General features: G+C 68.5%; 20 protein-coding genes and 1 pseudogene. 5 read left to right on the top strand and 16 right to left on the bottom strand.

The genetic code is table 11. The annotated features are described in order from the left end of the window. Positions 1 to 50: 50 nt before the first annotated feature. Complete coding sequence (locus BMX17_RS00815) at positions 51 to 560, top strand: hypothetical protein (RefSeq protein ID WP_092656650.1); 510 nt, start codon at positions 51 to 53, stop codon at positions 558 to 560. Here the strand turns inward: BMX17_RS00815 and BMX17_RS00810 are convergent. The 9 genes from BMX17_RS00810 to BMX17_RS00770 all read right to left on the bottom strand — a co-directional run bounded on the left by BMX17_RS00810 (position 557) and on the right by BMX17_RS00770 (position 8,152). Continuing rightward, a complete protein-coding gene (locus tag BMX17_RS00810) occupies positions 557 to 1,744 on the bottom strand; it encodes a redox-regulated ATPase YchF (RefSeq protein ID WP_092656648.1) in 1,188 nt (395 codons plus the stop codon). The genes BMX17_RS00815 and BMX17_RS00810 overlap by 4 nt on opposite strands. 167 nt (positions 1,745 to 1,911) lie before the next feature. Then, entirely contained in the window at positions 1,912 to 2,316 is a 405-nt protein-coding gene (locus BMX17_RS00805) for a CBS domain-containing protein (protein ID WP_092656646.1), read from the bottom strand. A 153-nt stretch (positions 2,317 to 2,469) separates the two neighbouring features. Then, entirely contained in the window at positions 2,470 to 3,237 is a 768-nt protein-coding gene (locus tag BMX17_RS00800) for a Nif3-like dinuclear metal center hexameric protein (RefSeq protein WP_092656644.1), read from the bottom strand. A 50-nt stretch (positions 3,238 to 3,287) separates the two neighbouring features. Then, positions 3,288 to 4,169: a prolipoprotein diacylglyceryl transferase gene (locus BMX17_RS00795; protein ID WP_092656642.1), complete on the bottom strand. Its 882-nt coding sequence runs from the start codon at positions 4,167 to 4,169 to the stop codon at positions 3,288 to 3,290. A gap of 54 nt (positions 4,170 to 4,223) precedes the next feature. Beyond that, on the bottom strand, positions 4,224 to 5,033 hold the full coding sequence (locus tag BMX17_RS00790) for an arginase family protein (protein WP_092656640.1): 810 nt from the start codon (positions 5,031 to 5,033) through the stop codon (positions 4,224 to 4,226). Next, positions 5,033 to 5,416 carry a translation initiation factor IF-5A gene (locus BMX17_RS00785; RefSeq protein ID WP_092656638.1) on the bottom strand — a complete coding sequence of 128 codons (384 nt, stop codon included), beginning with the start codon at positions 5,414 to 5,416 and terminating at the stop codon, positions 5,033 to 5,035. The genes BMX17_RS00790 and BMX17_RS00785 overlap by 1 nt, the downstream gene beginning before the upstream one ends. A 67-nt stretch (positions 5,417 to 5,483) precedes the next feature. After that, on the bottom strand, positions 5,484 to 5,861 hold the full coding sequence (locus BMX17_RS00780; RefSeq protein WP_092656635.1) for a MaoC/PaaZ C-terminal domain-containing protein: 378 nt from the start codon (positions 5,859 to 5,861) through the stop codon (positions 5,484 to 5,486). 41 nt (positions 5,862 to 5,902) lie between these two features. Next, complete coding sequence (locus tag BMX17_RS00775; protein WP_092656633.1) at positions 5,903 to 7,771, bottom strand: ABC1 kinase family protein; 1,869 nt, start codon at positions 7,769 to 7,771, stop codon at positions 5,903 to 5,905. Between the two features lie 18 nt (positions 7,772 to 7,789). Next, entirely contained in the window at positions 7,790 to 8,152 is a 363-nt protein-coding gene (locus BMX17_RS00770) for an Hsp20/alpha crystallin family protein (RefSeq protein ID WP_092656631.1), read from the bottom strand. A 109-nt stretch (positions 8,153 to 8,261) separates the two neighbouring features. Between BMX17_RS00770 and BMX17_RS00765 the strand changes: the two genes are divergently transcribed. The 3 genes from BMX17_RS00765 to BMX17_RS00755 are packed head-to-tail and all read left to right on the top strand — an operon-like array spanning position 8,262 to position 11,815. Continuing rightward, complete coding sequence (locus BMX17_RS00765; protein WP_092656629.1) at positions 8,262 to 9,512, top strand: molybdopterin molybdotransferase MoeA; 1,251 nt, start codon at positions 8,262 to 8,264, stop codon at positions 9,510 to 9,512. Further along, positions 9,509 to 11,413, top strand: coding sequence for a molybdopterin biosynthesis protein (locus BMX17_RS00760; RefSeq protein ID WP_170845290.1), 1,905 nt, complete (start codon positions 9,509 to 9,511; stop codon positions 11,411 to 11,413). The genes BMX17_RS00765 and BMX17_RS00760 overlap by 4 nt, the downstream gene beginning before the upstream one ends. Positions 11,414 to 11,440: 27 nt before the next feature. Continuing rightward, the gene (locus BMX17_RS00755; RefSeq protein ID WP_092656625.1) at positions 11,441 to 11,815 is read left to right on the top strand and encodes a hypothetical protein; all 375 of its coding nucleotides are present in this window, start codon (positions 11,441 to 11,443) and stop codon (positions 11,813 to 11,815) included. Between the two features lie 12 nt (positions 11,816 to 11,827). On the opposite strand, the gene BMX17_RS00750 is transcribed toward BMX17_RS00755, so the two are convergent. The 5 genes and pseudogenes from BMX17_RS00750 to BMX17_RS00730 all read right to left on the bottom strand — a co-directional run bounded on the left by BMX17_RS00750 (position 11,828) and on the right by BMX17_RS00730 (position 14,417). Then, the gene (locus BMX17_RS00750; protein WP_092656623.1) at positions 11,828 to 12,496 is read right to left on the bottom strand and encodes an HAD family hydrolase; all 669 of its coding nucleotides are present in this window, start codon (positions 12,494 to 12,496) and stop codon (positions 11,828 to 11,830) included. A 107-nt stretch (positions 12,497 to 12,603) separates the two neighbouring features. Continuing rightward, positions 12,604 to 13,359 (bottom strand): acetoacetate decarboxylase family protein, encoded by a 756-nt coding sequence (locus tag BMX17_RS00745; protein WP_092656621.1) that lies wholly within the window; start codon positions 13,357 to 13,359, stop codon positions 12,604 to 12,606. Positions 13,360 to 13,415: 56 nt separating this feature from the next. Next, positions 13,416 to 13,664: a ribbon-helix-helix domain-containing protein gene (locus BMX17_RS00740; RefSeq protein WP_092656619.1), complete on the bottom strand. Its 249-nt coding sequence runs from the start codon at positions 13,662 to 13,664 to the stop codon at positions 13,416 to 13,418. Positions 13,665 to 13,717: 53 nt separating this feature from the next. Beyond that, positions 13,718 to 14,109: pseudogene (lwrS, locus tag BMX17_RS00735) on the bottom strand (LWR-salt protein). A 29-nt stretch (positions 14,110 to 14,138) separates the two neighbouring features. Then, complete coding sequence (locus BMX17_RS00730; protein WP_092656617.1) at positions 14,139 to 14,417, bottom strand: 4a-hydroxytetrahydrobiopterin dehydratase; 279 nt, start codon at positions 14,415 to 14,417, stop codon at positions 14,139 to 14,141. 83 nt (positions 14,418 to 14,500) lie between these two features. Between BMX17_RS00730 and BMX17_RS00725 the strand changes: the two genes are divergently transcribed. Beyond that, positions 14,501 to 15,697 (top strand): MFS transporter, encoded by a 1,197-nt coding sequence (locus BMX17_RS00725; protein WP_092656615.1) that lies wholly within the window; start codon positions 14,501 to 14,503, stop codon positions 15,695 to 15,697. 3 nt (positions 15,698 to 15,700) lie between these two features. On the opposite strand, the gene hemA is transcribed toward BMX17_RS00725, so the two are convergent. Beyond that, complete coding sequence (gene hemA / locus BMX17_RS00720; protein WP_092656613.1) at positions 15,701 to 17,032, bottom strand: glutamyl-tRNA reductase; 1,332 nt, start codon at positions 17,030 to 17,032, stop codon at positions 15,701 to 15,703. Continuing rightward, a complete protein-coding gene (locus BMX17_RS00715; protein WP_092656611.1) occupies positions 17,029 to 17,676 on the bottom strand; it encodes a precorrin-2 dehydrogenase/sirohydrochlorin ferrochelatase family protein in 648 nt (215 codons plus the stop codon). The genes hemA and BMX17_RS00715 overlap by 4 nt, the downstream gene beginning before the upstream one ends. Positions 17,677 to 17,689 lie beyond the last annotated feature (13 nt).

Below are 17,689 nucleotides of genomic sequence, written 5' to 3'. Positions count from 1 at the left end.
TCGAACGTGACAAAAAGTAAACTTATGTCGGCCCGCACCCGAGTGAGCGTATGGCCGAGACCGTCACCGAGTACGAACACCTCGCCGCGAAGAAACGCGAGCGTCAGGGCAACGCCGAACTGGCGACGGTGACCGACGTGGCCGTCGGCCGCGAGCGCGTGGTCCTGACGGCCACGTTCGAGTGGTCCCCAGATCCCGTGGAACTAGCCTACGATCTCGACGACGACCGGGACGTGCTGAAACTCGAACGGCTGACCGAGACGGCTGGCTTCGACTTCGAGCAGGTCGCGTTCCTCGAAGGCGAGACCGTCGAGTTGACTTACGCCGGCGACGAGTGGGTGCCCAGCGCCCACCGGGCGCAGGTCGAGGGCGAGGGGTCGGCCGTCGAGACCTTCCGAACCGAGTTGCGCCTGCTGGCCCGCGAACTCGCTCGCGCGCCCAACCTTCCGCGCCGGGGCATCGAGGCGATGCGGACCGCCTCGACCCGTCAGCTCATTGTCGGCGTAATCCTGTTCAAGAAACTGCTGATCGCCGGCCTGCTGGTCTGGATACTCGTCTAGTTCGTCGTGACGACCTCCAGTACGTCCCGGTGATCCAGTTCCGTGTCGGCCCCGACCTGCCGGCCCGATCGGGCGTCGACCCCGTGGAGGAAGCCCTCGCCGATGTCGCTGTGCAGGAAGTACGCGAACTCCTCGGCCGTGGCGTCCTCCGGGAGGACGAAACAGTCCTGCAGGAACTCGCCGTTATCCCGGGGGCTCCCGTTGCCGGGGAAGATCGCCTTCGCACCGAACTCCTCGAACAGTGCCGTCTCCAGGGCCGTCTGGACGCCGGCTCCCTCGAAGTCCTCGACGAACGATCGGATCTGTTCGAGGCCGGCGGCCTGCTCGTCGCTCAGGTCGCCGACGATCTCGAAGTTCGTCGCGCCCGGTCGGTACTCGACGGCACCGCCCTCGTCGGCAGTCTTCAGCGCCTTCTCGGCGTGGGCCGACACCGGAACCACGGTCAGGTGATCGTAGTCGGGGTCGCTGGTGATCGCCTCGTAATTCTCCTGTGCCGCGGGCGTGTCCATCTTGTTCGCCGCGATCACCATCGGCTTGGTCCGCTTGCGGATCTCCCGGGCGAGGTCCTCTCTGTCTTGCTCGTCCCACGCGTCCGGGTCGAGTTCCAGATCCAGTGCGAGGATGATCTGTTTGATCTCGTCTTCGTTGGTGCGGAAGGCGCTCATCTGCTCGGCCAGTTCGACCTCGATATCGCCGTCCTCACCGTGATACCCCGAGCGGTAGCGTTCGATGCCCTTCTCCAGCACGTCGAGATACCACATATCGAGTTCGTTCTCCAGGAAGTCGATGTCATCCCGTGGGTCGTGATCCTCGGTCGGTTCGCCCTCGATGTCGGTCTCACCGGAGAAGTCGACGACGTGGACCAGCACGTCCGCCTCGTTCAGATCCGTGAGGAACTGGTTACCCAGCCCGCGCCCCTCGTGGGCTCCCGGGACCAGCCCCGCCACGTCGACCAGCTTGACGGGAACGTAGCGGGTCCCCGCACGACAGTAGCCGTGGTTGGGCGTGCACTCGTGGCCGAACTCCGGGGCCGCACACTCGACCCGCACGTAGGCCTCCCCCACGCTCGGGTCGATGGTCGTGAAGGGATAGGCCCCCTCGGGCACGTCGTTCATCGTCGCCGCGTTGAAAAACGTCGACTTCCCCACGGAGGGCTTGCCGACGAGACCGATCCGGTAACTCATTACCCCTCGTACGACCGAGCCGCGCTAAATGGTTTTGAATCCGATATGTTCTGCGTGAGAATCCCTCGCAGTCGAAACGTGTGTCGGCACCGTAGCCGTGATCGGTGACGGTCGAACGGTCTCACTGTGGCGGTCCGAACGGACCGGTTTGACACGTACAGTCGATCTTACGCGGGCGAGGGGTCCTCGACGTCCGAGAGGTAGGCCGTGAGATCCGTGGTCGAGAGCATTCCGATGACACCTTCCTCGTCGTCGACGACTGGGAGGTGGTGGATATCGTACGTGATCATCTTGTCCGCAGCGTCGCGGATGGAGTCCTGTGCGCCGACGGTGACGATCTGGTCGGTCATGTACTTCTCGACTGTCGTGTTCGCCTTCGGCTGGCTCTTGGCGACGATGCGGACGAAGTCCGTGCTCGTGAGAATCCCCTTCAACTGATTGTGACTGTCGACGACGACGAGCGAGCCGATCTGCTTTTCGAGCAGGATATCGGCAGCCTCCTCGACGAGCGTGTCCGGCGACACGGTAATCGTACCCGACGACATCAGGCGGGCGACGAAGATATCGTCCATACCCCCACGCTCGACGGTCGGCCGCTAATGTCTACTGGTACGAAACGGCAACCAACGAGCAGTTTTCGCGACGCGACGGTACTCGTAACGACGATCCCCGGACACTGATGTCGTGCGATGGTTCGGGCCGGTTCTTCGATCCGCTCGGTCAGTTCACAGCCCCGTCGGGTGATCCACGAACGTGGTCTCCAGGCCCCAGGATTCGGCCAACTCCGCCAGATTCTGCACGCCGAAGGTCTCCGTACCGTAGTGGCCGCCCAGCACGACTGTGATCCCGGCCTCGCGGGCCTCGTGGTAGACCTGCTGTTTGCCCTCGCCAGTGATCAGGGCGTCTGCGCCCACGGCTTCGGCTTCGTCCAGCCAGTCGACGCCGCTGCCCGTGACGATGGCGACCTCCTCGATTTCGTCGGGGCCGAAATCCAGCACCTGCACGCCCTGTCCACCGTGATCGAGTTCCGCGCCCAGCAGGTCCCGAAGTCCATCGGCGGTGAACGACTCGGCCGCGGTGCCGCGTTGGCCGACGTACTCGGGTCCCAGCTCACCGAACGGGTCCCGATCCGCCAGATCCAGCAGGTCGGCCACGCCTGCGGCGTTGCCCAGTTCCTGATGGCCGTCCAGCGGGAGGTGGGAGACGTACAACGGCAGGTCGTGCTCGTAGTGCGGTTCGAGACGGTCGTACAGGCGGCCGGTCACCCGCTCGACGCTGCCGAAGACGTAGCCGTGGTGGGTCACGAGGATGTCCGCGCCCGCCTCGACCGCGGCGTCGGCGGTCGCCGCGGCGGCGTCGACCGCGAACGCGACGTGGTCGATCTCCCCTTCGGCCGACCCGACCTGGAGCCCGTTCGGGCTGGCGTCGAGGTCGGCGTACGCGTCGGTCCGTAACTCCTCGTCCAGTCGCGCGCAGAACTCGGCACAGTCCATGGCCGCCCTTCGCGGCCCCGGGTGGTAGTGGTTACGTCACGCCGTCCACCTCACCCCTCGGGTCTGACGAGTTGCCCCTCGCGCTCGCCGACGTACCCCTCGCTGACCAGCGCCTCGATCACGTCGTCACAGTCCTGGTGCGGAATCTCGTACGCGTTCGAGGCGACGACCTCGATCTCCTCGCGCTCGACCGGGAAATCGCGGTTCTGGAGCAGTTTGATGATCTTCTGGGCCGCGGGTGTCGAGAGGATCGACGGCTGGTCGGACTCGCTTCTGGCCGTCTCTGCATCGTCGGCGTCGGTGTGGTCGTCCGCCGCTGACTCTTCGGATTCGGCTCCGTCGTCGGCTGCCGTTCCGGGTGCCTCGCCGTTGGCGACCGCGTCGTCCGCCTCGGCCGCCGACGCGGCGCTCGCGGACGCGCCGTCGCCCGTCGTGTCCGCCGACTCGTCCTCGGTTTCCGGCGCTTCGGCATTCGCCACGGCGTCTCCGTCTTCGGCCTCGTCGGCCTCACTGACTGCGTCGGCTTCTCCGTCGTCACCGCCCGCGCTGTCCACGTCGCCCTCGTCGTCCCCACTCCCGTCGTCTTCGGCCTCCGCTGTGTCTTCGACCGCCGTCGCCTCACCGCTGGGTTCGACGGCGTATGCGGGTTCCTCCTCGTGGTCCTCGCTCCCCAGATCTGCCGTCGGGTCCTCGTGGTCGGCCGAAAGCGGTGCGGGGTCGGGCCCGGCGGCCAGCGGCGTGGCGGTGGTCTCGGCACCCTCGGCGGCCGACAGCGCCACATCCAGCACCTTCGAGAGTTTCCGGCGACAGACCGGACAGAGGTCGACCGTCGGCCGGTCGTCGGTCCCGGCGTCGTCCGGAACCACGGGATAGGGATCGATCTGTGCGTCAAGCGCTGTGCCGCAGAAGTAACACGACGCGAATTCGGCCATGCTCGACACCCACTCGCGCCACCGTCTAAAAGCTACGTGCCGGGTCGCCGTCGGTCACTCCCCGGCAGCGTGGGCGAAGACGAACGCGCGCAGTAGCTTCGCCGCCAGCGTCGCCGCCTGCCCGTCGTCGCGGTCGTTGACCTCCACCACGTCGAATCCCGCGGCGTGAGGCGCGACCGCCCGAACCGCGTCGTGCATCTCGGCCGGGTCCAGCCCGAACGGTTCGAGCGTCCCCGTCCCCGGCGCGAATCCGGGGTCGGCCGCGTCGATGTCCACGCTCAGGTAGGTCCGCCCCGCCCGTACGGCCTCCGGGGGCTCCCAGTCGGCAACTCCTTCGGGCGGGACGACCGTCACGTCGGCCTCGTCGGCGCGGTCCCACTCGGACTCGCTCCCGGTGCGTGCGCCCAGCACGATGGCTTCGTCGGCTACCGACAGGGCGTGGTGCGTGACGGTCGCGTGGCTCAACGGGTTGTTCGCGTAGGATTCACGGAGATCGAGGTGTGCGTCGAGACAGACGAACACGTCGGGGTCGACGGCGCGAACGCCCGCGACGGTGACGGTGTGTTCGCCGCCGATCGTGAGCGGGACTGCGCCGTCTTCGCGCACGTCTTCGAGCGTCCCGCGGAGAAAGTCCAGATACTCGCTCGTGTCGTCGGTCGGACCGATGTCGCCGTGATCCGCCACGTCGAGGTCGGTGAACTGCTGGTCGGTGTGGTGATCGTAATCGTCGAAGGATTCGGCGAAGTGGCGAACGCGGCGCGGGCCGAACCGGGTGCCGGGCTGGAACGTCGTCGAGGCGTCGAGCGGTGCGCCGACGACGACGTATGCGGCTGCATCCCGATGGGCCAGCGCGCCGGGAAACATTAGCTGCGGACGATCTTGCGCTGTTCCTCGTACTCGAGGTACTCGATGTCGTCGTCGGGCGACAGGTCGACGTCCTCGGGCACTTTCATCGTGATCGTGTCGTAGGTGTCCAGGTCCATGACCTGTGCCACGTCGTCGCTCTCGACGTTGACGACCTGGCCCTGTTTGCGCTCGATGATCGGGACCCAGATCTTGGCGTCGACCGGCTGGGAGAGGTTGCGCTTCTTGCCGTCGAAGACGCCCTTGCCCTCGACACGGGCCTTCGCACTGCCGTGTTTGCCCGGCTTGGCCGTGCTGTAGGAGTCGATCTTGCACGGTGTGTCGTCCATCATCACGTAACTTCCCTCGTCGAGTTCGCGAACCTCGGTCTGCTGTCTCGCCATGTCCCGCGGTATTCAGTGTACGAGTATAAACGGTTTGGAAAAGCGCCGCCACCGCTCGCGCCGAATCTCACCGCAACACGATACCCTCGAACGCACCGGACAGCACCGTCTCCCCCTCCACCGTGCACTCGATGTCGGCCGCCACTTCATCGCGGTCGGTGTCCTCGCTTACGTCGGTGAACTCCACCCGACACCGGACCTGCTGGCCCGTGTAGACCGGCCGCCGAAAATCGAACTCCATCCGACTCGCCAGCACTTCGTGGTCGCCGCCGATCTTCGTCGGCAGGGTCGCGGTCAGGAGGCCGTGGACCATCAGCCGGCCGTCCGCGTCCGGTTCGAGGTGGCGGGGCTGGCGGTCGTTCGAGAGGTCGGCGAACGTCCGGACGTCCGATTCCGAGAAGGTGCGCTCGTAGGTGACGACCTTGCCCTCGGCGATGGCTGACATAGAACCGAGAACTGGGCCGCGACCCGTAGCCCTTTCGCCGATCAGGACCGGGACTCGTCCTCGTCGGCGGTGGTCACGTCGATGTCGGTCCCTGCCTCGTCCTCACCGCCGCCGTCCTCGACCGCGACGGTGGTGGCGCTCGAACGATCGGCGTCGTCGTCCTCGGCCGCACCGACCTCGTCTCCGCCCGCCGCGTCCGGCCCGAACCCGCCGCCGAGGTCGATCTCGCCGACGGCCGACCCGTCCTCACCCGGGCCCCCCTGCTGTTCGCGCATACTCTGGCGGGTGAACTGGGGCTGGGCGCGGATGCCCTTCTTGCTCCGGAACGACCAGTACAGCAGGCCCGCCACGAGGACCGTCGCCCCGCCGGCCACGCCGGCGGCTTCGACGGTGCTGAACGCATACAACACGGCGGTCGAGACGATGCCGGCCGACAGCGCCATCCCGTAGACCAGTCGCTTGGCCAGCGTCGCGAGCAACCCGTCCGAATCCTCGATGTCGGCGTTGACCCGGAGTTCGTCGCGCTCGATGCGGTCGAGCGTCCGCTCCAGTTTCGGCGGCGTTCGCAACGCCGACTGGGCCGCCTGCTGGACCTCGTCGGCCCGATCCTCCACGAACTGGCGGACGCCCGCCTCGACGTAGCCGCTATCCCGGAGGTAGTCGGTCGCGACCGAGATGAAGTCGAAGTCGGGATCCAGCGTGACACAGACGCCCTCGACGACCGTCGCCACGCGGAGGACCAGCGCGAGGTTCGCGGGCAGGCGCAGCGGGAACTCGTAGATGGTGTCCTCGACCTGCTGGACGATCTGCTGGACGCGGTACTGTTCGATGTCCTCGCCGCGGGCGTCCGCGATGGCCAACTCCATCACCTCGCCCATCACTTGGCGGTCGGCCTCCGGACTCAAAGTGCCCATCTCGATGAGCGTGTCGAGGATCGCGTCGGTGTCTTGCTCTGCCACCGCCATGTAGAAGTCGATGATCTTCTCCTGGATGAACGCGTCCACGTACCCGCTCATTCCGAAGTCGTAGAACACGAGGGTGCCGTCCTCCTGGACGGCCAGATTCCCCGGGTGGGGGTCGGCGTGGAACACGCCGTCCTCGACGATCATCTGGAGGTAGACCCGCTGGAGCGTCTCGGCGATCTCGGTCCGGTCGACGCCCAGATCGTCGAGTTCGCTGATGTTCGAGATCTTCGTCCCCGGGACGTACTCCATCGTGAGGACCCGTCCCGTCGAGCGGGACTCGTCCACGTCCGGGATCCGGACGCGCTGGTCCTCCGCGAAGTTCTCGCTGATCTCTTCGAGCATCTGTCGCTCGCGGCCGTAGTCCATCTCCTGGCGGATCGTCTTGGCGAACTCGTCGGCCAGCGTCTCCAGGGAAAAGGACCGCGTCTCGTCGACGAACCGCATGATGATCGGCACCGACCACCGGATCACCCGGAGGTCGGATTCCACGAGGTCCTCGATGCCGGGCCGGCGGACCTTCACGGCGACGGGGCCGTTCTCGGTCTCGGCGTAGTACACCTGGCCGAGACTCGCACCGCTGATCGAGTCGGTGTCGAAGTTCTCGTAGTTCTCCTCGACCGGCCCCAACTCGGATTCGAGGACCTGCTCGGCCTCGTCCCAGGGGGCCGGGGGCACCTCGTCCTGGAGTTTGGTGAACTCGTCGATGTACTCGGGGGGCAGGATGTCCGGCCGGGTCGACAGCAGTTGCCCGAGTTTGATGAAGGTCGGGCCGAGCGTCAACAGCGAGTCGAGTAGCGTCGCGGCCCGCTTGCGGCGCTGTTCGGCCGAGACCTCCCGGGACTTGCCGAACAGCAGGAACCGGTTGCGGTCGCGGGCGTAGGCGAGCAACAGCGGCAGGAACTGGCGTGCGACGGTGACGAACCGTCGGTACGCGCGAAGATTCACCGAGCGGCCACCCCGGGATCAGGCCTCGGCGTCCTCGATGGGGATGGACGTCTCGGGCTTTGCCCCCGCCTTCGGCAGACGGAGTTCGAGGACGCCCCGGTCGACGGTCCCCTCGGCGTCGGCACCCGTCGCGTCCGGGGGCAGGGGGAGTTCGGCGTCCAGAAACAGCGCGCGTTCCTCCTCGACGTACCGGAACTCCGTCGGGAGGTCCTTCTCGCGCCGCGCCTCGATCTCCAGCCGGCCGGCCGAGATCCGCACGTCGACGGTCTCGGCCGTCGCTCCCGGCAGGTCGATCACCAGGAGGTAGGCGTCGTCGCTCTCCAGCAGGTCTGCAAACACCGTCTCGGGGAGGTCCCGCAACGCATCGCGCAGCGCTGACATAGCGACGACTAGGGACTGATAGGCGAAAAAGCCCGCGGTCGCGCCCCGTGTCCACGTTCCACACCCGCTCGCCCGACGCTTTTTGCCCACCCCGTCCCAACGGAGCGGTATGACTGACCCACGCGAGTCGGGATTCAAGGACGTGACGCCGCTCGCCGAGGCACGCCAGCGGCTCCGGGAGGCGGTCTCGCCACACGACCGGACCGAGACCGTCCCGCTGTCGACGGCCGCGGGCCGCACCGTCGCACAGGCGGTGACGGCGCGCCGCGCCGTCCCCCACTACGACCGCGCGGCCATGGACGGGTTCGCCGTGCGCGCCGAGGACACGTTCGGGGCCGGCGACCGATCACCCGCTGTCCTGCGACTGGGCGGCCACGCCGAGGACGGCGACGAGGTCGTTCCCGGCGAGGCCGTCCGCGTCCACACCGGCAGTGAACTCCCGCCCGGCGCGGATGCGGTCGTGATGGTCGAGCAAACTGATACGGTCGCCGACGACGTGGAGATATTCGACGCCGTGGCCGAGGGAGAAAACGTCGCGCCGGCCGGCGAAGACGTGGAAGCCGACCGTGCCCTCTACGAACCGGGCCACCAGCTTCGTCCCTCCGACATCGGCCTGCTCAAATCGACCGGCGTCACCGAGATCGAGTGCTACCAGCCGCCGACGGTCGGCGTGATCCCGACCGGTGAGGAACTCGTCCAGACCGACCCTGCACCCGGCGAGATCATCGAGACCAACGGGTTGACCGTCGCCCAGTACGTCGAGCGCTGGGGCGGCGTCCCCGAGTATCGCAACATCGTCACCGACGACGAACACGCGCTCCGGGCGGCGATCCAGCGCGACCTCACGAAAGACGTGATCGTCACCACCGGTGGTTCTTCCGTCGGCGAACGGGACCTCATCCCCTCGGTCGTCGACGACCTCGGCGAGGTGCTGGTCCACGGCGTCGCGGTCAAACCCGGCCATCCTGTCGGCTTCGGCGTCGTCGAGGACACCCCCGTGATCATGCTCCCGGGCTACCCCGTGGCCTGCATCGTCAACGCCGTCCAGTTTCTGCGCCCCGCGACGAAGTGGGCCGGGCATATGCCCGTCGCCGCCCATCCCGCGACCGAGGCCGTCCTCGATCGGAAGATCGCCAGCGAGCCCGGCGTCCGGACGTTCGCCCGCGTGCAACTCGACCGGGACGGCCCCGCGATCGAAGACCCGGCCGAATCACCCAGAGCCGTCCCAACCAGAGCCAGCGGCGCGGGCGTCCTCTCGTCGGTCGCGCTGGCCGACGGCTGGGTCGTCGTTCCCGAGGAACGCGAGGGGATCCCCGAGGGTGAACACGTCGCCGTGCAGGACTGGGAGGTGTATCCATGACTGAAAGAAAAGAGTTCCGCGACCTCGCGCCGCCCGAGGACGCCCACGACGCCATCGCCTCGCTCGACCTGGGCGGCGGTACCGAGACCGTCCCGCTCCGGGAAGCACGGGGCCGTGTCCTCGCCGAACGGGTCGACGCCGAACTGGACGTACCCGGATTCGACCGCGCGTCGATGGACGGCTACGCGGTCCGTGCCCGCGACACCTTCGGCGCGGACGAGGCCGACCCCGCCCACCTCGACCTCGTGGGCGAAGTCCACGCCGGCGCGGAACCCGACGTGACCGTCACCGAGGGCACCGCCGCCGAGATCTCGACGGGCGCGGTCATGCCGCCCGGTGCGGACTCGGTGGTGATGGTGGAGAAAACAGACGAGTCGGACGATGGCGACGAAGTGCTGGTCCGCACCGCCCTCGCGCCCGGCGACAGCGTGATGCTCGCGGGCGCGGACGTGGCCGCCGGCGAGCGGACCCTCGGCCCCGGTACCGAACTCACGCCCCGCGAGATCGGCCTGCTCTCGGCCCTTGGCGTCGACGAAGTGCCCGTCCGCGCGAAGCCCAGAGTCGGCATCATCTCGACGGGCGACGAACTCGTCCGGCCCGGCGCGGACCTGAACTCCGACGCCGGCCAGATCTACGACGTGAACAGCTACACGACCGCCACGGCCGTCGAGGAGGCCGGCGGCGAGGCGGTCCTCTACCCCCACGCGGGCGACGACTACGAGGAGATGGAGGACATTCTCACGGAGGCCGCGAGCGAGTGCGATCTCGTCCTCTCGTCGGGCTCGACCAGCGCCTCCGCCGTCGACGTGATCTATCGCGTCATCGAGGAGCGGGGCGAACTCCTCCTGCACGGCGTCGCGGTCAAGCCCGGTAAACCAATGCTGATCGGCCGCCTCGATGCCGGCGACTCCCCGTCGGCGTACGTCGGGCTGCCGGGCTATCCCGTCTCCGCGCTGACGATCTTCCGGACCTTCGTCGCGCCCGCGATCCGCGAGGCCGCGGGCCTGCCCGAACCGCGGACGGCGACCGTCGACGGGCGGATGGCCGTCGAGGAGCGCTACGGGGAGGGCCGACGACGCCTGATGCCGGTTGGGTTAGTCGAAGACGCCGCTGGCGACACCCTCGTCTACCCCGTCGACAAGGGCAGCGGCGCGACGACGAGTCTCGTCGAGGCCGACGGCATCGTCGAGGTACCCGCCGAGACCGAGTACCTCGCGGCGGATGAATCCGTCACGGTCCAGTTGTTCTCGCCGGACGTGCGCGCCCCCTCGCTCTACGCCGTCGGCGAGGACGACCCCGCGCTCTCCCGACTGCTCGACCGCCTCGACCGCCCGAGATACCTCTCGCTGGGGACCAGAGAGGGCCTGCGCCGCCTGCGAAACGGCGTGCCGGACGCGGCCGTCGCCGCCGGCGACCCCGAGGTCGCCGCCGACCACGAGGACCTCGGCGGCTGGACCCGCGAGTGGGGCCTGGTGGTTTCCGAGGACAACCCCGAGGACGTGAGCGGCGTGGCCGACCTCGTGGATCGAGAACTGCGGCTGATCAACCGCGGGACGAACTCGGGGCTCCGCACGGCACTGGACGACGCTGTGGACTCGCTGGCCGACGAACGGGGGACCGCCCGCCGCGACCTGGCCGACGCCATCGACGGCTACGACCTCACGGTGAAGGCCCACGAGAGTCCCGCCCGGAAGGTGCTGGCCGGCGACGCCGACGCGGGACTGGGCCTGCGGGCGACCGCCGCGAAACTCGGTCTCGGGTTCGTGTCGCTGGGCGTGCAGGACGTGCGCGTGCTGGCCAATCCGGATCGAACCGAGAAATCGGGCGTCGAGGCGCTGGCGGACACGGTCGACGACGCCGAGTCGGTGCTTTCGGCTCTGCCGGGCTACCGGCCGGAGTGAAGTACCGGCCCCGCGAACGTCGTCCCGATGGACTGGGACCGGCTCTACGGCGTCCAGCAGTTCGTCGTCTTCGCCGCCCTCGCACACATCCCGCTGGTCGTCGAAACGCGGCTCTCGCCCGCGCTACTGATCGGATGGTACGTCACCATGCTCGCGGTCGCGATCCTGGCGCTCGTGACGAACATCGGCTGGCCGGCGCTGGCCCGTGAGTACGAGACCGAACTCGGTGCCCTGGAGGTCGGTCTCTGTGGCGTCGGCTGTGGCGTCGTGACGACCGTTCTACTACGGGTCTCCGACCCGACGCCGTACACGTACGGGCTGGCCGCGGTCGCGGGCGTCGTGGCGGTCGCGCTGGTGGGCGCTGCACTTCGACCGCTCGTCGCGGCCCGGACCGCTGGCTGACGCCCGGGTCGGTCAATCGCCCGCCGGCGACTCGCCGCCGAGTTCGGTGAAGCTCTCGATCCGCCGGTCGCCCAGCACGCACTGTCCACGGCGGTGGGGTCCGTGGCGCTCGACGTGGATTCCGTCGAGCCCGGCGTTCCACGCCGCGCCGATGTCGTGTGGGCCGTCGCCCGCCAGGACGCCCGCCCGACGCGCGTCGGCGGTGCCGTTCCCCTCGTGTGCGACTCCCAGATCCCGCATCGCCATCTCGACCGGCCCTGGATCGGGTTTCCAGCCGGTCTCCTCGGTACAGCAGACGACGGTGTCGAACCAGTCGCGGATGTCCAGTCGGTCCAGCACGGGGTCGGTGAGGTACCGCTGGCAGTGCGTGACGAGGCCCACCGGGCCGTCCAGGTCGGCGACGAAGTCGGCGTCGTCGTAGAGGTAGGTGTGTTCGGCCCGGGCCTGGGCGTCCTCGACCTCGTGGAACGTCTCCCAGAACCGCGCCACGTCGACGCCCCACTCGGCCAGCTGCTCGTTGCGCGACCCACCGAGGCCGTGCCAGATGATCTCGGCTTCCCGGTCGGTGAAACCGCGACCGAGGCGGTCCCCGACCTCGTCGAACACGCCGCTGACGTAGTCGGGCTCGACGTCCACCAGCGTACCGTCGAGATCGAGCAACCAGAAGTCGTACGATACCATCTGAATCGGGATTGTGTCGCTATGGGAGTAGTTAGTAAGTGCCTTCTGCTCGTTTCGGGGCCGCGGACAACCGGACGAAACGGGGACGAAAGGGACGCTCGCCCATATCAGACCGTCCCGACGGGCTCGCCGGCCCCGATCACGAACTCGCCGTCGAACCAGAGCCGGGCCAGCGCTCGCGACCCCAGATCCAGTTCCCGGAGGCGGTCGGCCCGCGGGTGGTCCCCGAGCGTCCACGCCGCCTGCCCCGAGTAGGGCCACGCCCCGAGTTTCCCGTCCAGCGTCAGCGGTTCCCGGAGGAGCCGCCCGTCTTTGACGGTGTAGGATGCTCCGTCCTGCACCTGATCGATTGCTGGTGTCTTCTCCACGTCCAGCGTGATCACGTCCTGGCCGTCGGCCCGGACCGTGGTCCGTCGCCCGGCCACGTGGTCGTCGTGGTCGATCTCGGCCACCGTTTTCGGGTAGCCCCAGATGTCGACGCCCAGTGCCTTCGCCGGTTCCGTCGTCACCGGCAGGTACCAGACGTATCCCGACGCGCCGTGGGTGAGAAGCGACGCGAGCGGCCAGGAGCGGTCCCCGGCCTCGACGGCCGGGAACATGACGCTGAACTCGTCGTACGGTTTCATGGCGTCGTCGCCGATACGATGGTACTCGACGGCGAGGAAGGTCACTGCCGCGCGCCGCGGCGTGGCTCGGATCGGCGACAATCCACGGGGAAGCAGGTCGGCGACGGCTCCCCGGTCGGCCGAGAAGATCGCGCCGTAGACCGTGGCCGCCGTCGACAGCGGTACCGATACCGTCTCCCCGGTCGACAGCGTGATCGGTGCCTCGACTGTACCCCCCGGCTGTGGCGTCGTCCCCATGAGCGGGGCTGTCACTGCCCGTGCGGAAAGCGTTGTCGCCGGACCCCTCGTATCACCTATTCGTCGACGCCGACGTCGACACCGACATCGACGTCCACGTCGCTCAATCCATCCGACAACCCGCCGAGAGCCCCACCACTGTCCTCGCTCTCTCCGTCGATGGCGTCGACCCAGGCCACGAGCGCCGCCTGCACTGCCTCGGAGCGACCGTCGTACCCACCGGCCGCACCCGCCTCGTCGACCGCCGCCAGCAACGCCGTCGGCAGTTCCACCTCGATCGTCGTGGTATCGTCGTACTCGCCCATGCTTGCAACTGTGTGGTTCTGAAAGAAAGGCGTACTGGTTCGACAGCTCTCACTTAGCCGTCGCCGTCGACCACGCGGATCGACGAGCCGAGGTACTTCGAGAGGACTTCCGGGACGCCGTCGGCGTTGAACCGATCGAGGTCGTCGCCGATCTCGGCTTTCAACGCCGTCAGATAGGCCTCGTCGGTCCGGAGTTCGCGGAAGTCGACCGACAGCACGGTGACGCCCAGCGATCCTCGGTCAGGTCACGGATGTACTCGGGATCGTTCAGTTCGCCGCGCCAGCAGTTGTCCCGGAAGAACAGCCACCCCTCCTCGCCGGGCGGATCCGCCTCCCGGTAGAGTTTCGTCTCGAACTCGGCGGGCTCGGCACGGAGCTCCGCCGGGGTCGGATCGAGTCGGAACCGACAGCCCAGCACGTACTCGGCGGCCCCTGCTGTCCCCATGCCGGTCGTGTCGTCACCGCCGTCTGGCATCACTCGTACACGTCGTCGAACCGCTCGGCCAGGTCGATGTCTTTCTGGGTGATGCCGCCGGCGTCGTGGGTGGTCAGCCGGACCTCGACCTCGCCCCAGGTGATCGTGATCTCGGGGTGGTGCCAGGCGTCCTCGGCGATACCGCCGATCCCCGACGCGAACCCGACGCCGGGGAGATAGGAGTCGAACTCGTAGGTCCGGACGATCTCGTCGCCGTCCTGGCCCCACTCGTCGGGAAGCTGTGCCTCGATCTCCGAATCGTCGAGCAGATCCGCCATGCGAGTACACTCGGGCGGGCGGGCCAAAAAGTCCGGGCTCCCGGCATCGAAATCCCTTCCACGCGCGGGCTCGAAGCCAGGCTGTGACGACCCGTTCGGCTCGTACCGCCCTGGCAGCCGTCGTGTTCGCCGTCCTGCTGGCACAGGTGTTGCTCTACCCCGGCGTCGACACGCTGGTGACGGCACTGGGTGCCGACACGACGCTGGACGCGAGTATGTGGTTCCTCGCCGCCGAATTCGGTGCGTTCGTTTGCTTCGCCGGCGTCTGGGGCGCAGCCAGCGACACCGCCGGCCGCCGGGTTCCGTTCATCGTCGCCGGCGCGCTCGCGGGCGCGGCCGGCTACGCCCTGCTCGCCGGCCTCCCGCAGGTGATCGACTTGCCCTTCCTCGCCGTGCTGGGCCTGCGCACCCTGCAGGGCGCGGCGACCATCGGCGCGTTCTCGCTGTCGATCACGATGTTGATGGATCTGGAGGGGGGCCACGGCCGGAACATGGGCGCGGCGGGTATCGCCATCGGCGGCGGGACGGCGCTGGGCGCGCCGCTGGGTGGCCAGCTGTACGAACTCAGCCCCTTCGCGCCGCTCGTGGCCGCCAGCGCCCTGCTCGTCGTCGTCGGCCTCCTGGCCTCGCGGGTCACCGACCGCGCCCCCGCCGAGCGCCGCGGCCGGCTCGGGGCCATCCGCGAGACGATCCGGGCGACGCCCGCCATCCTCGTCCCTTGCGCGTTCGGCTTCGTCGATCGGCTCACGGCGGGCTTTTTCGCCCTCGTCGGCACGCTGTACTTCCGGGAGGTGTTCGAACTCTCGCCCGGTGCGACGGGGCTGATGCTCGCCCTCTTTTTCGCGCCGTTCGCGATCTTCCAGTACCCCTTCGGCGTCCTCTCGGATCGGATCGGGCGCACCATCCCCGTCCTCGTAGGGTCGACGCTATACGGCGTCGTCGTGATCGGCGTCGGCCTCGCGCCGACGGTCGCGCTCGCGGGCGCGGCGATGGTCGCCGTCGGCGTGATCGGCGCGCTGATGGCCCCCGCGACGATGGCGCTGGTGACGGACCTGGCGGCCGACGACCAGCGCGGCGTCGCGATGGCCGCGTTCAACGCCGTCGGGAGTCTGGGCTTTCTGGCCGGCGTCCTCGTCGGCGGCACCGTCGCCGACCAGTTCGGCTTCTTCGCCGCCTTTCTCACCGTCGGTGGGATGGAGGTCGTCGTCGCGACGCTGGCCGTGCCGGCCTTCCTCAAACTGGGAATTCCGGGCATCGCGACGCGAGCCCGCGAGTCCTGAAAATCAGTCGTCGAGCTGGTTGAGGACAGCCTGTGGCATCTCGGCTTTCATATCCTCGGGGATCTCCTCGGGATCCATGCTGGAGACGAACTCCGGCACGTCCGACCCGAATTCCGGATCGAACAGCTGGAGTGCGGTGTTGATCGTCGTCCAGTCGTCCTCCTCGGCCGCGTCGCGCAGGCTCTGGGTCGGCGGCGCGAGCAACTGCCCGACCAGGGCGTCGGCCATCGACTCGACGACCTCGCGTTCGTCCTCGTCCAGATCGAGCTTCTCCAGCGCCGTCGAGAGCTCGCGGGCCTTCATCCGCTCGGCGCTCTCGTACATCCCCGCGATCACCTGATCGGCCCGCTTGCGCTTGTACTGGGTCAGCAGGTGTTCGAACTCCTCGTCGACGAGTTGCTCGACTTTCTCGGCGGCCGACTCCCGGCGCTTCCGGGAGGCCGCCGTCACCGACTCCAGCGCGTCCATGTCCCTGACCGTCACGGCGTCGAGGTCGTCGGCTGCCGGCGGCACGTCACGCGGCTGGGCGAGGTCGATCACCAAGGTGTCACCGGCGCGGTCGAGCGTGTCGACCGTGACGACGTGTTCGGGACTGCCCGTCGCCGTGATGACCAGGTCCGCCCGCTCGATGGCTGTCGAGACGCCGTTGAGTCCGAGGGCGGAGCCCTCGACGTCGAGTCGGCCCACCAGATGTTCGGCGTGGGGGACCGTCCTGTTGGCGACGAGGACGCGCTCGACGGTGCCGTCGAGGGCTTTGGCGACGAGCGATCCCATCTCGCCCGCGCCGACGACGAGCGCCGTCGCGGTTTCGAGGTCGCGTTTCCGGTCCGCGAGGTTGACGGCCGCGCTCCCCAGCGAGACCGTCCCCTCGTTGATGGCGGTCTCGGTGCGGGCGCGCTCGCCGACGTGCATCGCCTTGGTCACGCCGTTTTCGAGTACCGGCCCCATCGCACCGACGCCACGGGAGTCCTCGTAGGCGTCTCTGACCTGGCCGAGGATCTGGTCCTCGCCCAGCACGATGGATTCGAGGCCGGCCGCCACGCGCAGGAGGTGGCGCAGGCTCTCCTCGTGCCCCATCTCGACGACGGCATCGTCGGGCACGGCCGCCCGGTAGCGCTCCAGGGCGGCCCGGCCGACCGACGCCTCGGGGGCGACGACGTAGGCCTCCGCGCGGTTACAGGTCTGGAGGACGTACGCCTCTTCGACGCCCGGCTGATCGAGTAGTGACTCGACGGCCCGACGCTGGTCTTCGGTACAGGCCGCCTCGATGTCGTCGACACTGGCCTGCCCGTGGGCGATACTGACACCCGCAATCACGCCGGCTCCGTTTATCACTGTAAATCACCCGTCACGTCCGCGATCACGTCCTCGGCCACTTGCCGTGGCTTTGTCCTGCCACTATCTAAATGCTTCCAAACTCGCCCGGATCGCACGACCGCCCGGATCGCATCCCGACGCCGCTCCGGATCGACCTCGTCAGCCTGTAACTCGGCCCGCAACGCCCCGGTCAGCTCGGCCATCTCGCCGGCACCGTCGATCTCGACCTCGATTTGCTGACGCAGGTATCGACTCAGCGCCGGACTCGTCCCGCCCGTCGAGATGGCGACCGTCACCGGCCCGTCTCGCACTGTGGCCGGCACGACGACGCTCGCCGGATCGCGCTCGCCGTGTTCGTCCGTCCGGTTGACCAGTGCGCCCGCGGCCCGCGCGGCGTCCTCGATGGCCGCGTTCAGGCCGCCGTCGTCGGTCGCGGCCACCACCAGGGCGGGATCGGTGTCCTCGATCCACTCGCCGACCGCCTCGGCGTCCGGCGCGGCACGGACCCGCTCGGCCCCGCCGAAGTCCGCGTCCGCGAACGTCGGACTGACGACTACCACGTCGGCCTCGCGGGCGAACCGTCGGGCCTTCCGCGCGCCGACCGACCCGCCGCCGAAGACGAGGACGGTCGCGCCCGTGAAGTCGTGGAACAAGGGAATCATCGGTCCCTGTCCA

It is taken from the genome of Halorientalis persicus (assembly GCF_900110215.1).
Taxonomy (GTDB): Archaea; Halobacteriota; Halobacteria; order Halobacteriales; family Haloarculaceae; genus Halorientalis; species Halorientalis persica.
Note: the sequence above shows the minus strand (reverse complement) of the source record. Positions and strands in the feature narration are given on the sequence as shown.

What these genes read in the sequence shown, in the direction of transcription:
- BMX17_RS00780 (WP_092656635.1), bottom strand. Translation starts at nt 5,861, where the DNA reads ATGTCAGCCATCGCCGAGGGCAAGGTCGTCACCTACGAGCGCACCTTC.
- BMX17_RS00805 (WP_092656646.1), bottom strand. Translation starts at nt 2,316, where the DNA reads ATGGACGATATCTTCGTCGCCCGCCTGATGTCGTCGGGTACGATTACC.
- BMX17_RS00730 (WP_092656617.1), bottom strand. Translation starts at nt 14,417, where the DNA reads ATGGCGGATCTGCTCGACGATTCGGAGATCGAGGCACAGCTTCCCGAC.
- BMX17_RS00765 (WP_092656629.1), top strand. Translation starts at nt 8,262, where the DNA reads ATGACTGACCCACGCGAGTCGGGATTCAAGGACGTGACGCCGCTCGCC.
- BMX17_RS00755 (WP_092656625.1), top strand. Translation starts at nt 11,441, where the DNA reads ATGGACTGGGACCGGCTCTACGGCGTCCAGCAGTTCGTCGTCTTCGCC.
- BMX17_RS00790 (WP_092656640.1), bottom strand. Translation starts at nt 5,033, where the DNA reads ATGTTTCCCGGCGCGCTGGCCCATCGGGATGCAGCCGCATACGTCGTC.
- BMX17_RS00745 (WP_092656621.1), bottom strand. Translation starts at nt 13,359, where the DNA reads ATGGGGACGACGCCACAGCCGGGGGGTACAGTCGAGGCACCGATCACG.
- BMX17_RS00800 (WP_092656644.1), bottom strand. Translation starts at nt 3,237, where the DNA reads ATGGACTGTGCCGAGTTCTGCGCGCGACTGGACGAGGAGTTACGGACC.
- BMX17_RS00750 (WP_092656623.1), bottom strand. Translation starts at nt 12,496, where the DNA reads ATGGTATCGTACGACTTCTGGTTGCTCGATCTCGACGGTACGCTGGTG.
- BMX17_RS00760 (WP_170845290.1), top strand. Translation starts at nt 9,509, where the DNA reads ATGACTGAAAGAAAAGAGTTCCGCGACCTCGCGCCGCCCGAGGACGCC.
- BMX17_RS00770 (WP_092656631.1), bottom strand. Translation starts at nt 8,152, where the DNA reads ATGTCAGCGCTGCGCGATGCGTTGCGGGACCTCCCCGAGACGGTGTTT.
- BMX17_RS00740 (WP_092656619.1), bottom strand. Translation starts at nt 13,664, where the DNA reads ATGGGCGAGTACGACGATACCACGACGATCGAGGTGGAACTGCCGACG.
- BMX17_RS00810 (WP_092656648.1), bottom strand. Translation starts at nt 1,744, where the DNA reads ATGAGTTACCGGATCGGTCTCGTCGGCAAGCCCTCCGTGGGGAAGTCG.
- BMX17_RS00795 (WP_092656642.1), bottom strand. Translation starts at nt 4,169, where the DNA reads ATGGCCGAATTCGCGTCGTGTTACTTCTGCGGCACAGCGCTTGACGCA.
- BMX17_RS00785 (WP_092656638.1), bottom strand. Translation starts at nt 5,416, where the DNA reads ATGGCGAGACAGCAGACCGAGGTTCGCGAACTCGACGAGGGAAGTTAC.
- BMX17_RS00715 (WP_092656611.1), bottom strand. Translation starts at nt 17,676, where the DNA reads ATGATTCCCTTGTTCCACGACTTCACGGGCGCGACCGTCCTCGTCTTC.
- BMX17_RS00815 (WP_092656650.1), top strand. Translation starts at nt 51, where the DNA reads ATGGCCGAGACCGTCACCGAGTACGAACACCTCGCCGCGAAGAAACGC.